Below are 14,231 nucleotides of genomic sequence, written 5' to 3'. Positions count from 1 at the left end.
AGGGGTGGATCGGGCAAGTCGCGCGACGGGAGCAAGCGGTGAAATCGGCGCGCGAAACAAAAAAGCGGCCGAAGCCGCTTGACGCATCGGGGCGGGCTGCGACATCCGCCACGCTCCCGGCGATTGTGACATGGGCGGCCGCGCGCTGCAGCGGGGCCGCCTTGTCAGGTCTGAACGCGGGCCTGAACTCAGGCTTCCTTCGTTTCCTTCTTCACGCGCGTGTACTTCGAGAGGATCGGCACCATCTGCGCGTAGATCTTCGGGTTGCCGGCGACCACTTCGCCCATGTGCAGGAAGTCCGAATCGCCCGTGTAGTTACCGACCAGACCACCGGCTTCCGTGATGAGCAGTGCGCCTGCGGCGACGTCCCACGGGTTGAGGCCCTGTTCGAAGAAACCGTCCATGCGGCCCGCGGCGACGTTCGCCAGATCGAGTGCGGCAGCGCCCGGGCGGCGCAGGCCGGCGCAGGCGTTGGTCATGTCGGCGAACAGTTCGCAGTAGCTGTCCAGACCGTCCTTTTCGCGGAACGGGAAGCCCGTGCCGATCAGGCCGTCGGCCAGACGGTCGCGGCGGCCGACGCGGATACGGCGGTCGTTCAGGAACGCGCCACGGCCGCGCGAGGCGGTGAACAGGTCGTTGCGGGTCGGGTCATAGACGACGGCCTGCGTGATGACGCCCTTGTGCACCAGCGCGATCGACACGCAGTAGTACTGGAAGCCGTGGATGAAGTTGGTGGTGCCGTCGAGCGGATCGATGATCCACTGGTATTCCGACTCGTTGTCCGATTCGCCGGATTCTTCGGCGAGGATCGCGTGATCCGGGTAAGCGGTCTTGAGCGTCTCGATGATGGCGGCTTCGGCGGCCTTGTCGACCTCCGTGACGAAATCGTTGTGCTGCTTCTTCGCGACCTGCACGAGGTCGAGATCGAGCGACGCGCGGTTGATGATCTGTCCGGCGCGGCGTGCGGCCTTGACAGCGATGTTGAGCATGGGATGCATGAGCCTGGATCCTTGTTGTCCGGCGCGCGCGGACGGCGCGGCGCACGGGGGTGCCGAAGATAAAAGCGTCTAACGATTGGACAGGGCGCAAGCCGCGCGTTTGAGCTACGCGGCCTAAGCGGTCCTGTCCCGCCAACGGAGACGAATTGGATAAGAGCGGGGCGCGGCGGCCATATTGGCCAGATATCGGCCCAAAACGGGACGACAAAACGCGCGCGAACCTCGCATTTTACCCGAGTCTTGGGCTTCTGGGCTGACGGCGATCGGGAAAGCGGGCAAGCCAGTCGCCGCGGCCTTGCCGGCGGACCGGATAGGCCTTGGATGCAAGGCGCGATAACATACGCCTTTCTATCCGCCGTTCTTCGAGATTCATCTTGGTGCAGCTCCCCGATTCCGATCCCTCCCACGCCGCCCACGCCGATCATTCCTCGGACGCCCACGAACCGCTGCGCGGCGGTTTCACTTCCACGCGCTTCGTGCTGGTCGAGCCGAGCCATCCCGGCAACGTCGGCGCGGCGGCGCGCGCGATCAAGACCATGGGTTTCTCGCGGCTGGTGCTGGTCGCGCCGCGCGTGCCGCAGGTCCAACTCGATCCCGAAGCGATCGCCATGGCCAGCGGCGCCGACGACGTGCTCGCCGCCGTCCACATCGTCCCAACCCTCGCCGACGCGCTGGCAGGCACGCAATGGTCGCTGGCGCTCACGGCGCGCACGCGCGAATACGGGCCGCCGCCCGCCGCGCCGCGCCATGCGGTGCAGGACGCCTGCCGCCAGGTCGCGGCTCACGGCGAAATCGCGCTGGTATTCGGCAACGAGCGCACGGGTCTCTCGAACGAGGATGTCGAGCGTTGCAGCGCGCTCGCGCATATTCCGGCCAATCCGGCCTATAGCTCGCTCAATCTCGCCCAGGCGGTGCAGGTGCTCGCGTACGAGTTGCGCATGGCGTATCTGGACGGGAGCGGCGCCGGTACGGCTCTGCCCGCCGCCGGGTCTGCCGTATCTGGCGCGCCCGGCACGGGCACGCCGCTCGCCACCAGCGACGATATCGAGCGCATGTACGTGCACCTCGAAAACGCGCTGATCGCGCTCGATTTTCTCGATCCGGCCAATCCGAAGAAGCTGATGTCTCGACTGCGGCGGCTCTTCGCGCGCTCGGGGCTTGAGCGCGAAGAGGTCAATATCGTGCGCGGCATCGCCAAACACATCCTGATGCTCAAGGGCACGGATAGCGGCAAATAGGGCGCACCGACGCCACGCGGCGTCCAACCTTGCTGTCGGCGGGGGCTTCCCGGCCGCCGCACGCCTTTCGCCTACAATCGGTTGCACATCATAAGCAAATCGGCATGGCTGCTAAGGCCGTGTACGAAGCCGCGCCGCGCGTCGGACTAGCCTCCGCGACGCGCGGCCGTGCCATCCCCATGTTCCCCACGTCCAGCGTGTGACAGCCATGTTCAAGAGACTTCGCGAAGACATCGCCACGATCCGTGAGCGCGATCCCGCCGCTCGCAGCGCCTGGGAAGTCCTGACCTGTTATCCGGGTCTGCATGCGCTCGTCCTGCATCGCTTCGCGCACGCCTGCTGGCGGGCCAAACGCCGCTGGCTTGCGCGCTACATCTCGCAGCTTGCGCGCTTTCTGACCGGTATCGAAATCCATCCTGGCGCGACCATCGGCCGGCGTGTGTTTATCGACCACGGCATGGGCGTGGTGATCGGCGAGACGGCTGAAGTCGGCGACGATTGCACCATCTATCAAGGCGTGACACTCGGCGGCACCTCGCTGACGCGCGGCGCGAAGCGGCACCCGACACTCGGGCCGGGCGTGATCGTCGGTGCGGGCGCGAAGGTGCTGGGCGGATTCACGGTGGGCGCGCAGGCGAAGATCGGCTCGAACGCCGTGGTGGTCAAGCCGGTTCCGGCTGGCGGCACGGCTGTCGGCAATCCGGCGCGGATCATTGCACCGGCGAAGAGCGAACCGGCGCAGGCGAAGCCGGCGTCCGCGCGCGAAGGCTTTTGCGCGTATGGCATCACGCCGAACGCAGACGATCCCGTTTCTCTCGCGATTCATGGCCTGATCGATCACGCCGCGACGCAGACGCAGCGCGTGGATTCGGTTGTCGCCGCGCTCGAACGTCTGGGCGCGCGCCTCGAAGCGCTGCATGGCGCGGATGCCGCGCTCGTGGAGTTGCGCCGGTTGTCGGCGGGGCTGGAGGGCGGGGCGGTGGCGCAGGAAGCGGTGAAGGCGGAGGAGCCCACTTCAGCGCAAGTCTGATATGCACTGCAATCAAGAAATAACAGCCGCTTAAAGCGGCTGTTTTCATTTCAAGAGTGCCAGAACCCTTGCTCAATCGAGCGGCAACATCCTGAACCCTTCCGCATCCACGCGCAGATAACCTCCGCGCGGCGGTGATCCGTGGTCCAGTTCCCAGTCTGGCAGCACCCATCGCGTGCCGCCGGGTTCCGCGTGACGCGCAGGCCGGTGCGTGTGCCCGTGAATGATCATGTTTGCGCGCGCGCGTTTGAAGAGCGCAGCGACGCCTTTGGCCGTGACGTCGTATTTCGCGTCGTGAGGCGAAACGGGACGTTCGCGCCCGGCTTCGCTCTTGCGGCGCATGCGCTCGGCCAGCGCCCGGCGCCAGCGAAACGGCCACGCCAGAAACAGCATTTGCGCGAGCCGGTTGCGCGCGAGCTTGCGAAATAGTTGATAGCCGCGATCGTCGGTGCACAGCGCGTCGCCGTGCGCGAGCGCAATGCGCGTACCGAATGCGGTGATGGCGATGGGGTCGGGCAGCCAGATTGCACCCGCGGCTTTCATGAAGCGCTTGCCCATCAGGAAGTCGCGGTTGCCGTGCATGATGTAGAGCGCGATGCCGCGCTCGGAAAGCGTATGCATCAGCGCGGCCATGCGCGCGACAAACGGTTCGACGAGCATGTCGTCGCCGATCCAGTATTCGAAGAGGTCGCCGAGTATGAACACCGAGTCGGCCTGATCGGCCGTGACCCGGATGAAGTGTTCGAACGCGGCGACCGTGCGCGGAATCGCTTCGCTCAAATGCAGGTCGGAAATGAACAGGAAGGGACGCGCCGCGTGCGGACGTTTGCCCTCGCCGGGCACGCCCGCGGCGGCCATCCCCAATCCCCGTGTCTTTTCCTGCAGCATCGATGAAGCGTGCGCCGTTACGTTAATTCAAGCTGTTGATTCAAGCGTGTGCCGCGATTACTCGACGACGACAGCCTTTTCGATCACGACGTCGTCAACCGGCACGTCCTGATGGAAGCCCTTCGAGCCCGTCTTGACCGACTTGATCTTCTCGACCACGTCCAGACCGTCGACGACCTTGCCGAACACCGCGTAGCCCCAGCCTTGCGGCGTCGGCGACGAGTGGTTCAGGAAGTCGTTGTCGGCGACGTTGATGAAGAACTGTGCCGATGCCGAGTGCGGGTCATTCGTGCGTGCCATGGCGATCGAGCCGCGCACGTTCTTCAGGCCGTTGTTGGCTTCGTTTTCGATCGTTGCGTTCGTCGGCTTTTGCTTCATGCCGGCTTCGAAACCGCCGCCCTGGATCATGAAGCCGTCGATGACGCGGTGGAACACCGTGCCGTCGTAGTGGCCGCTCTTGACGTACTCGAGGAAGTTGGCGACCGTCTTCGGCGCTTTTTCGGCGTCGAGTTCGAGCTTGATGACGCCGTGGTTCGTATGCAGTTCGACCATGATGGAATCCTTTGCCTGTGGCTGGGGGAGTGGGGCGGCGCAGTGCCGGTACGAGGCGGGACGTATGCCTTCGCGTGTACCGGTGCCGCGCCGCGCGGAGAATGAGGGAGTTATAGGGCGCTGATTACTTGCCGACCAGCGTGGCCGACTGGATCACGATTTCCTTTTGCGGCACATCGGACATCGGGCCGCGCGAGGTGGTGGGCGCCGCTTCGATCTTCTTCACGACGTCCATGCCCTGCGTGACCTTGCCGAACACCGCGTAACCGTTGCCATCCGGATTCGGATAGTCGAGGTTGGCGTTATCCACCGTGTTGATGAAAAACTGCGCGGTTGCGGAATTCGGGTCGCTCGTGCGCGCCATCGCCAGCGCGCCGGCCTGATTCTTCAGGCCGTTCTTGCTTTCCAGCGGAATCGGCGCACGTGTGGGCTTCTCGACGAAGCTCGTGGTGTAGCCGCCGCCCTGGATCATAAAGCCGCGAATCACGCGATGGAAGATCGTGCCGTTGTACTGGCCGGACTTCACGTACTGGAGGAAATTGTCGACGGTCTTCGGCGCTTTCTCGGGGTAGAGCTCGACGCGAATGTCGCCTTCACTGGTCTTGAGCAGCACCTGCGGATGCGCGGCCTGGCCTTGCGGAGCCGACTGCGCGAAAGCGGGCGCGTTCGCGATCAGGGCGGCGCTGCCGAGCGCCAACATCAACCATTTCATTTGTATCCTCGGAAGTACGGGAAAAACATGTCGACGCGCGCGGTTTGCTGAGTGGCTTGCTGTTCTGGCGCGCGCCGGCCTGGTTCGACGGCTTATAGCGACGAAACTTAGTTCGACGGCGCCATGAAGGGCGGCATCGCCAGCGACCCGGTCGGGCCACCGAACTGGTACACCGGATTGTCGAGCATCGGGCCCACGCGCGTGGCGCTCGCGCCGGCTGCGGCAGCCGCGCGTGCGGCCTTGGTCGCGGCCGGCGGGTTCACGATCTTGTCGATGTCGGCGAGGCGTTGCTGGGTCGCGCCGCTCGTGTGACCGAGCGAGCTCGCGCGGTGATACGAAGCCGAAGCCAGACGCAGATACAGGTCGCCGAGATTCTCCCATGCGAGCGTGTACGACGGATTGGCCTTGGTAGCCGTCTCCAGCGCAATGCGCGCTTCGTCGTAGTGACCGTGCTTCGCGTAGAGCGCCGCCAGGTTGTTGTACGGCTCGGGCAATTCGGGGTACGTCTGCGTGAGTTCGGTGAACGCCTGGATGGCGTCGTCGTCGCGGCCCAGGCGCGCGAGGATGGTCGCGCGCTTGAATTTCGCCTGCACGTCGCGCGGGTTCGACTTGATGCGCGCGTCGAGTTCCGTGAGCGCCGCGGCCCAGTTGTGCTGGGCAATTGCACTGTCTGCGCCGGGCGTGCCGTCGGCCGTCGCGGGGGGCGCCGCATGGGCTGCGCGAGCGCCGCAAAGAACGATCGCAACGCTCGCGAGAGCCGCCATGGCAAAGGTCGCAGCGCGAGGCGCGCGGCCGCTGGAAGATTTCATAGGGTGAGGTCGCGGTGTTATACTCCGAGCCATTCTAACAAAAGGTCTGTGCGTTTCGTCGCGCGCTTTGGCTGCGCGCAGGTTGAGCGCCTGTTCCGGTTCGTTGCAGTCCCGATTCCGGACGGTCGGCTCCCGCGAAATGCCCGGCTTTCTTTCGCCACTCGTGGTCGTCTCCGCCCTGATGACTGATTGAGCGCGACTGTATGCAGCCTCGAGCAATGCGGTGCCTTGCACCCACGGGCTGCTGTCGGCGCTGCTGCGGATTTCTTTCGACCCACGTATCCACCGTCTTTATGGAATCACTGCGCATCTACAACACGCTCGCGCGTGACAAGCAAAATTTCGTGCCACTCGAGCCCGGCGTCGTACGCATGTACGTCTGTGGCATGACGGTGTACGACTATTGTCACGTTGGCCACGCGCGTGTGATGGTGGTGTTCGATATTGTGCAGCGCTGGCTGCGCACGCTCGGTTACCAGGTGACCTATGTGCGCAACATCACCGACATCGACGACAAGATCATTCGTCGCGCGGTAGAGAACGGCGAAACCATCAAGGCGCTCACCGACCGCTATATCGCGGCGCTGCATGAAGACGCGGATGCGCTCGGCGTCGAGCGTCCCGATCACGAGCCGCGCGCGACTGAATTCATTCCGCAGATGCTCGATATGATCGGCATGCTGGAAAAGAACGGCTACGCCTATCAGGGTTCGGACGGCGACGTGAATTACGCGGTGCGCAAGTTCGCGCATTACGGCGCGCTCTCGGGCAAGTCGCTCGAAGACCTGCGTTCGGGCGAACGTGTGGCCGCGAACGATGCCAAGCAGGATCCGCTTGACTTCGTACTGTGGAAACAGGCAAAACCGGAAGAGCCGGCCGATACCAGCTGGGACTCGAAGTACGGTCGCGGTCGTCCGGGCTGGCACATCGAATGTTCGGCGATGGGTTGCACGCTGCTCGGCGATCATTTCGACATTCATGGCGGCGGCCAGGATCTGCAGTTCCCGCACCATGAGAACGAAATCGCGCAGAGCGAAGGCGCGACGGGTGAGAAGTTCGTCAATTACTGGATGCACAACGGGTTCGTCAATATCGACAACGAGAAGATGTCGAAGTCGCTCGGCAACTTCTTTACGATCCGCGAAGTGCTGGCGAAGTACGACGCCGAAGTGGTGCGCTTTTTCATGGCGCGCGCGCATTACCGTTCGCCGCTGAACTACAGCGACGTGCATCTCGACGACGCGCGCGGCGCGCTCACGCGGCTGTACACGGCGCTCAAGGATGTGACGCCGGATGCGGGTGAGCTCGACTGGAACGAAGCGCATGCGCAGCGTTTTAGCGCGGCGATGAACGATGACTTCAACACGCCGGTCGCCATCTCGGTGCTGTTCGAACTGGCAACCGAAGTGAATCGCACGGGCGACGCCGTGCTGGCGCGCCAGTTGCAGCGCCTGGCGCGCGTGCTCGGCGTGCTGGTGCGCGAGCCGCGTGCGTTCCTGCAGCAAGGCGCAGGCGCGCTCGATGCGGCGGGTGCGCTCGACAGCGCCGCGATCGAAGCGAAGATCGCCGCACGCACGGCCGCGAAGCAGGCGAAGCAGTACGCGGAGGCGGACCGGATCCGGGCCGAACTGCTCGATGCCGGTGTCGCGCTCGAAGACAAACCGGGCGGATTGACCGAGTGGCGCCGCGTTTAAGCGGGCTGTCCAGTTTCCACTGATCGATTCGCGAGGCAGGAGGCAGGATGGCAACGGCCACGAAGACGCAGGCCAGGCGGTCTGTGTCGCTAACGGGCGCGGCGGGCGACGAAACGAGCCCGGCCGCACGACGTGCGGCGCGCGGTGGCGCGCTCACGGCGCAACAGGAAGCCGAAGCCGCCAAGGCGGCCGGCGCGAAGAAGGGCACGGCGAAGACGGGCTCCGCACGCGGCGCGAAAACGCAGCAGCAGACGCAAGCGGATGACGACGCGCACGCGCTCAATGGCGCGGCAAAGTCGCGCGCGAAGGTCAATGGCGCCACCATCGACGGGACGGGCATCATGCCCGCGGCGCAGCCTGAGGCCGCGCAGGGCGACGCCGCGCAAGCCGCAGCCGCACCGTTGAGCGGCGCGGAACATGAAGTCGTGCGCCCCGATTACTGGGATCGCGCCTGTGCGGATCTCGTCAAGCGCGACCGCATTCTCAAGAAGCTGATTCCGAAGTTCGGCCCTGTTCATCTGATGAGCAGCGACGATCCCTTCGTCACGCTCGCGCGTTCCGTGGTTGGCCAGCAGATTTCGACGGCGGCGGCGCAGGCATTGTGGAAGCGCGTTGAAGCCGCGTGCCCGAAGCTCGTGCCGCAGCAGTTCATCAAGCTCGGCCACGAAAAGCTCGCGGCATGTGGGCTGTCGAAACGCAAGACGGAATACATCCTCGACCTCGCCCAGCATTTCGTCTCGGGCGCGCTTCACGTGGGCAAATGGACCACGATGGACGACGAGGACGTGATCGCCGAACTCACGGCCATCCGCGGCATCGGTCGCTGGACCGCCGAGATGTTCCTGATCTTCAATCTCGCGCGCCCGAACGTGCTGCCGCTCGACGACCTGGGTCTCATCCAGGCGATCAGCGTCAATTACTTCAGCGGCGAACCCGTCACGCGCAGCGAAGCGCGTGAAGTCGCGGCCAACTGGGAGCCGTGGCGAACCGTCGCAACATGGTATATGTGGCGCAGCCTCGAACACGCTTGAGTAAAAGGGAAAAGAGGGCGCCGGCGTGCTCCGCGCGAAGTGGCGGGCGCGGCGCTCCGGCCCTTCTTCTCAAGAGTCTTTCAGTTTGATAAGAATCTTCCTATCGTTACCTGTATTCGATAGTTCCGCTCCGATTTCGACTTCGGCCGGCGCGGTTAGAATACGCGCTGCCGCAAAGTGCAAGGATTCCAACACATGAAAACCACGTTTCTGGATTTCGAACAGCCGATCGCTGAACTCGAAGCGAAGATCGAAGAACTGCGCTTCGTTCAGGACGACTCGGCCGTCGATATTTCGGAAGAGATCGATCGCCTGTCGAAGAAGAGCCAACAGCTCACGAAGGACCTCTACGCGAACCTGAGCCCGTGGCAGGTTTCGCAGATCGCACGTCATCCGCAACGCCCGTACACGCTCGACTACGTGAACGAGCTGTTCACCGACTTCCACGAACTGCATGGCGACCGCTCGTACGCGGACGACCTTTCCGTGGTGGGCGGTATGGCGCGTTTCAACGGTCAGCCCTGCATGATCATCGGCCACCAGAAGGGCCGCGACACGAAGGAGCGCGCTGCGCGTAACTTCGGCATGCCGCGTCCGGAAGGCTATCGCAAGGCCGAGCGCCTGATGCGTCTGGCCGAGAAGTTCGGCCTGCCGATCTTCACCTTCGTCGACACGCCGGGCGCCTACCCGGGCATCGGCGCGGAAGAGCGCGGCCAGTCGGAAGCGATCGGCCACAATCTCTACGTGATGGCTGAGCTCAAGACGCCGATCATCACGACGATCATCGGCGAAGGCGGCTCGGGTGGCGCGCTCGCGATCGCCGTGGCCGACACGGTCATGATGCTGCAGTTCTCGACGTACTCGGTGATTTCGCCGGAAGGCTGCGCGTCGATTCTGTGGAAGAGCGCCGCGAAGGCGCCGGACGCCGCTGAAGCGCTGGGCCTCACGGCGCATCGTCTGAAGGCGCTGAACCTGATCGACAAGATCGTCAACGAGCCGCTCGGCGGCGCGCATCGCGATCCGAAGGGCATGGCCGCGCTGCTGCGCCGTGCGCTGTCCGATTCGCTGCGCCAGTTCCAGGGCATGAGCATCGCCGAACTCAAGGAGCGTCGTTTCGAGCGCCTGATGGCTTACGGCAAGTACAAGGAAACGACGCCGGGCGCGTAAGGCGCACGACGTCATCACTGCCAGCCGGCGCGAAAGCGCCGTCAAAACGTGACTGCCCATTCCGATTCCGGCCACAGCGCCGGCCCCGACGCCGGGCGCATCCTTCGCGATGCTCTCGGCGTTGTGCTTTCTGCGCTGCCAGGCGACGCGCGTATTGCGATCGCTTATAGCGGCGGCCTCGATTCTTCCGTGCTGCTCGATGCAGCCGTGCGCGCGGTGGGCGCGGACCGGCTGTACGCGTTCCATGTCCATCACGGGCTGAGTCCGAATGCCGATGCCTGGCTGGCGCATTGCGATGCGACGGCGCGGGCGTATGGCGTGAGCTTCGACGCACGCCGCGTAGACGTCGCGCCCGACGATGGCGCAGGCGTGGAGGCGGCGGCGCGCGACGCGCGTTATCGTGCGCTCGACGCGATGTGCGCCGCGCATGCGGTGCACTCGCTGTGGCTCGCCCAGCACGCCGACGATCAGGCCGAAACCGTGCTGCTGCAATTGCTGCGCGGCGCGGGTCTCGCGGGACTCGCCGCCATGGCGCCCGCACGCGAAGTGGCGGGCGGCGTGACGCGCGTGCGGCCCTTGCTGGGTTTGTTGCGCGTGCAACTGGAACGCTACGCGCACGCGCACGACCTGCGCTGGATCGAAGACGAATCGAACGCCGATACGCGCTACGCGCGCAACGCGCTGCGCCATGACGTGATGCCCGCGCTATCCGCGCATTTCCCGGGCTTTCGCGAGGCGCTTGCGCGCACGGCGGCGCATGCCGCATCGGCGCAAGGTCTACTCGACGAGCTTGCGCGAGGCGATCTGCTGGCGGCTTGCGCGACGACACCCGACGCCATCTCACATACCGCGCTCGTTGCTCTCGACGATGCGCGTGCGCTGAATCTGTTGCGCTACTGGATGCGCTCACTCGGCATGCCCGCGGCTTCCACCGCGCGGCTCGCCGACGCCCTGCGCCAGTTGCGCGAGATCGCGCGCGATGGCGACGACCACGCACTGCGCGTCGATCATGCTGGCCGCACGCTGCGCTGTTATCGCGGCGAAGTCTGCTGGGACACGGCGACATCCGCCGCCGATCTGCCACGAACGGGTGAGGGCGCGCTGCGTGAGCCGGTGCAATTGAGCTGGCGCGGCGAGGAAATCTGGCGCCTGCCGGGCTGGCGCGGCACCTATGTTTTCGCGGCCGCCGACGAGAGCGATCCCGACGCGGTGCCTGAATCGGTGCTGCAGCGCGCGCCGCTGGTGGCGCGTGAGCGCGCGGGCGGCGAGCGTCTGCGCGATGAGGCGGCGAATCTGAGCCGCACGCTCAAGAACCTGTTCCAGTCGCGCGGCATACCGGCGTGGGAGCGCGACGTGCCGCTGCTTTATAGCGGCGAGACGCTGCTGTTCGTGCCCCGCATCGGCGTGAACCGTTCGGCGCTGGGCGACGAGGAAGCAGCACGCCCCGGACCCTGGCGGCGCATCGAATGGCGTGAAGACCTGCAGATTGCGTGAACAACGTGCTCAGGTCATTTTTGCCGAACAGCGTTGAACGCGCCGTCGGCGCATCTGGCTCACGCGCGTAAAGCGTGACGCGAAAGCCGCAAATCCTTGCCGCACAAGCCTTTTTGGCGACCTCGCGGCTACTTTGGTCTTGTAATTTCGACCTTGATCGGGTAGGGTAAGTTGTTTGTCCAGCCCGCTTTTTCGCGTTCACGGACGCCGTCAAAAGCGGCGCTTCCCGTTGAAGGCGCGATTTTTCCTTCCAGCGGTATCCGACGATTGCAAGGACGTCGTAGCGGTGTGCGGGCGGAATTCGTGAACCACCCTGGCTTCGCGGTTCCGGGGCAAATTCCGCGTGTGCTGCACGCGCCAAGCCGCTGCCGCGGTCCGGTCCCTGGTCGTCTTGTATGCCAATCCGCGTATGCAACCCGGCCTCACCGTCCTCTCAGGCAGCGCCAGCTACGGCGCGCCAGCGCGGTAACATCTCCAGTTCAGAACGACAATGGCACTCATCGTACACAAATACGGCGGCACCTCGATGGGCTCGGTCGAGCGCATCAAGAACGTTGCCAAGCGCGTTGCCAAATGGCACAAGGCCGGCCACAAGATGGTCGTCGTGCCCTCGGCGATGTCCGGCGAAACCAATCGTCTGCTCGGTCTCGCGAAAGAGATTTCGCCGCAGCCGAACCCGCGCGAGCTCGACATGATTGCGTCGACCGGCGAACAGGTGAGCGTCGGTCTGCTCTCGATCGCGCTGCAGGAAGCGGGCGTGGACGCCATCAGCTACACCGGCTGGCAAGTGCCGGTCAAAACGGATAGCGCCTTCACGAAGGCGCGCATCAACGACATCGACGGCGAACGCGTGATGGCCGATCTCGACGCCGGCAAGGTAGTCGTGATCACGGGCTTCCAGGGCATCGACCCCGAAGGCCACATCACCACGCTCGGCCGCGGCGGCTCGGACACCTCGGCGGTTGCAGTCGCAGCCGCGCTCAAGGCCGACGAATGCCTCATCTACACCGACGTGGACGGCGTGTACACGACCGACCCGCGCGTGGTGGACGACGCACGGCGCCTCGACCGCATCACCTTCGAAGAGATGCTGGAAATGGCCAGCCTCGGCTCGAAGGTGCTGCAGATCCGCTCGGTCGAATTCGCGGGCAAGTATCAGGTGAAGACGCGCGTGCTCTCCAGCCTGACCGACCCGATGATGGACCTCGACGCGGAAATGAAGTCGGGCACCCTGATCACTTTTGAAGAAGACGAGACCATGGAAAAAGCAGTCATCTCGGGTATCGCGTTCCAGCGCGACGAGGCCCGCATCATCGTGGCGGGCGTCCCCGACAAGCCCGGCATCGCGTATCAGATCCTCGGCCCGGTGGCGGACGCGAACATCGACGTCGACATGATCATCCAGAACCAGAGCGTGGACGGCAAGACCGACTTCACGTTCACGGTGCCGCGCGGCGACTATCAACGCGCTGTCGACGTTCTCACGAACACGGTGCAAGGTCACGTGAGCGCGGAGAAGGTGCTCGGCGACGCGAAGGTCTCGAAGGTCTCCGTGGTCGGCGTGGGTATGCGCTCGCACGTGGGCGTGGCGAGCAAGATGTTCCGCACGCTGTCGGAAGAGGGCATCAACATCCAGATGATCTCGACCTCGGAAATCAAGATCTCGGTGCTGATCGACGAGAAGTACATGGAGCTCGCCGTGCGCGCGCTGCACAAGGCGTTCGAACTCGAACAGGCTTGATGCCTTGCTGATGATGACGGCGGTGTGACGGTCTTTCGGTCTTGAGATGCTGCGTTCTGGATGCTTCAGAATGCTTGCTGAAAAAAGTTAGCAAAAAAAGCGTCTTATGAATTGACCGATCGGATTTAACCCGCTATTATCTTGGCTTCGTTGCGCTGCCTCCCTGGCGCCAACGAGGTTTTCGGGAGACGTGGCCGAGAGGTCGAAGGCACTCCCCTGCTAAGGGAGCATCTGGGCCAAAACCTGGATCGAGGGTTCGAATCCCTCCGTCTCCGCCAGTAAAATGGCGGTGGAAACCCCGCAAGTCTCGGCTTGCGGGGTTTTTCTTTTTCCGCGGCGTTTTTCGCTGCGCGGTTCAATGTGGACCTGCCGCACTCGCGGTGAGTCAGTCAACGCAGTCCGATAGGACTACGACATTTCTCGATTTCCGCTTAATTTCAAGATGTTCTGACAGAAGTGGCGCGATGCATTCGCGTCTTCCAGCTAGCAATCAAGATTTTGCCACGACCGTCAACATCACCAGCGCATCCAACGCGATGCTACGCGCCGATGTTCGTCGATGTTCGTCGATGGCGCGGGTCATCGGCTCGAACGTGACGCAACCGGCAGCTATCGCGTGGGGGCTTCAGGCGGTGTCATGACCTTCGTGCCCACGTCGGACGGTCGGGGAGCCCATGCTGCGTTCGTGACCGTGCTGACCGACTATCGATAAGCTCGATATTGATACGTAGTCCGGATCAAATGCTGCGCGACTTAGCAGCGGCGAAATAGATTGGAAGGACGGTTGTAAGCGATTCGGCAGGCATATCGCATGCTGCCGTAGGGTAGCGCCGCGTATTGAAGATGCGTATTCGAAAACAGCCTGTGCTGGCGCTCA

General features: G+C 64.1%; 13 protein-coding genes and 1 tRNA gene. 9 read left to right on the top strand and 5 right to left on the bottom strand.

The window, feature by feature from the left end:
• Nucleotides 1–188: 188 nt before the first annotated feature.
• A complete protein-coding gene (locus F3J17_RS08355; RefSeq protein ID WP_167056022.1) occupies nt 189–998 on the bottom strand; it encodes an inositol monophosphatase family protein in 810 nt (269 codons plus the stop codon).
• Nucleotides 999–1,444: 446 nt separating this feature from the next.
• Here F3J17_RS08355 and F3J17_RS08350 point away from each other — a divergent pair, with 446 nt between their 5' ends.
• Both F3J17_RS08350 and cysE read left to right on the top strand, forming a co-directional pair.
• Nucleotides 1,445–2,236 carry an RNA methyltransferase gene (locus tag F3J17_RS08350; protein WP_240160876.1) on the top strand — a complete coding sequence of 264 codons (792 nt, stop codon included), beginning with the start codon at nt 1,445–1,447 and terminating at the stop codon, nt 2,234–2,236.
• Nucleotides 2,237–2,444: 208 nt separating this feature from the next.
• Nucleotides 2,445–3,266 carry a serine O-acetyltransferase gene (gene cysE, locus F3J17_RS08345; RefSeq protein WP_167056016.1) on the top strand — a complete coding sequence of 274 codons (822 nt, stop codon included), beginning with the start codon at nt 2,445–2,447 and terminating at the stop codon, nt 3,264–3,266.
• Nucleotides 3,267–3,338: 72 nt separating this feature from the next.
• Here the strand turns inward: cysE and F3J17_RS08340 are convergent, their stop codons facing one another.
• The 4 genes from F3J17_RS08340 to F3J17_RS08325 form a co-directional block, all read right to left on the bottom strand.
• Nucleotides 3,339–4,124: a UDP-2,3-diacylglucosamine diphosphatase gene (locus tag F3J17_RS08340; RefSeq protein ID WP_167056641.1), complete on the bottom strand. Its 786-nt coding sequence runs from the start codon at nt 4,122–4,124 to the stop codon at nt 3,339–3,341.
• A gap of 87 nt (nt 4,125–4,211) precedes the next feature.
• On the bottom strand, nt 4,212–4,706 hold the full coding sequence (locus F3J17_RS08335) for a peptidylprolyl isomerase (RefSeq protein WP_167056014.1): 495 nt from the start codon (nt 4,704–4,706) through the stop codon (nt 4,212–4,214).
• A gap of 124 nt (nt 4,707–4,830) precedes the next feature.
• Nucleotides 4,831–5,418: a peptidylprolyl isomerase gene (locus F3J17_RS08330; protein ID WP_167056011.1), complete on the bottom strand. Its 588-nt coding sequence runs from the start codon at nt 5,416–5,418 to the stop codon at nt 4,831–4,833.
• A gap of 107 nt (nt 5,419–5,525) precedes the next feature.
• Nucleotides 5,526–6,227, bottom strand: a complete 702-nt coding sequence (locus tag F3J17_RS08325; protein WP_167056010.1) for a tetratricopeptide repeat protein — start codon at nt 6,225–6,227, stop codon at nt 5,526–5,528.
• 293 nt (nt 6,228–6,520) lie between these two features.
• On the opposite strand from F3J17_RS08325, the gene cysS reads away from it, so the two are divergent.
• From cysS to F3J17_RS08290, 7 genes are all read left to right on the top strand, one after another.
• Nucleotides 6,521–7,921: a cysteine--tRNA ligase gene (gene cysS / locus F3J17_RS08320; RefSeq protein ID WP_167056007.1), complete on the top strand. Its 1,401-nt coding sequence runs from the start codon at nt 6,521–6,523 to the stop codon at nt 7,919–7,921.
• A gap of 47 nt (nt 7,922–7,968) precedes the next feature.
• Nucleotides 7,969–8,952, top strand: a complete 984-nt coding sequence (locus F3J17_RS08315) for a DNA-3-methyladenine glycosylase (protein WP_167056004.1) — start codon at nt 7,969–7,971, stop codon at nt 8,950–8,952.
• Nucleotides 8,953–9,147: 195 nt separating this feature from the next.
• Entirely contained in the window at nt 9,148–10,119 is a 972-nt protein-coding gene (locus F3J17_RS08310) for an acetyl-CoA carboxylase carboxyltransferase subunit alpha (protein WP_167056001.1), read from the top strand.
• 48 nt (nt 10,120–10,167) lie between these two features.
• Nucleotides 10,168–11,613: a tRNA lysidine(34) synthetase TilS gene (gene tilS / locus F3J17_RS08305; RefSeq protein ID WP_167055998.1), complete on the top strand. Its 1,446-nt coding sequence runs from the start codon at nt 10,168–10,170 to the stop codon at nt 11,611–11,613.
• A 490-nt stretch (nt 11,614–12,103) separates the two neighbouring features.
• Nucleotides 12,104–13,354 (top strand): aspartate kinase, encoded by a 1,251-nt coding sequence (locus F3J17_RS08300; RefSeq protein ID WP_167055995.1) that lies wholly within the window; start codon nt 12,104–12,106, stop codon nt 13,352–13,354.
• A 184-nt stretch (nt 13,355–13,538) separates the two neighbouring features.
• A tRNA-Ser gene (locus tag F3J17_RS08295) sits at nt 13,539–13,632 on the top strand.
• A gap of 281 nt (nt 13,633–13,913) precedes the next feature.
• Nucleotides 13,914–14,066 (top strand): hypothetical protein, encoded by a 153-nt coding sequence (locus tag F3J17_RS08290; RefSeq protein ID WP_167055992.1) that lies wholly within the window; start codon nt 13,914–13,916, stop codon nt 14,064–14,066.
• The last annotated feature ends 165 nt before the right edge of the window (nt 14,067–14,231 follow it).

This window comes from Burkholderia sp. Ax-1719 (genome assembly GCF_011753055.1).
GTDB lineage: Bacteria > Pseudomonadota > Gammaproteobacteria > Burkholderiales > Burkholderiaceae > Paraburkholderia.
The sequence above is the reverse complement of the archived record's forward strand: the minus strand, read 5'-3'. Positions and strand labels throughout refer to the sequence as shown.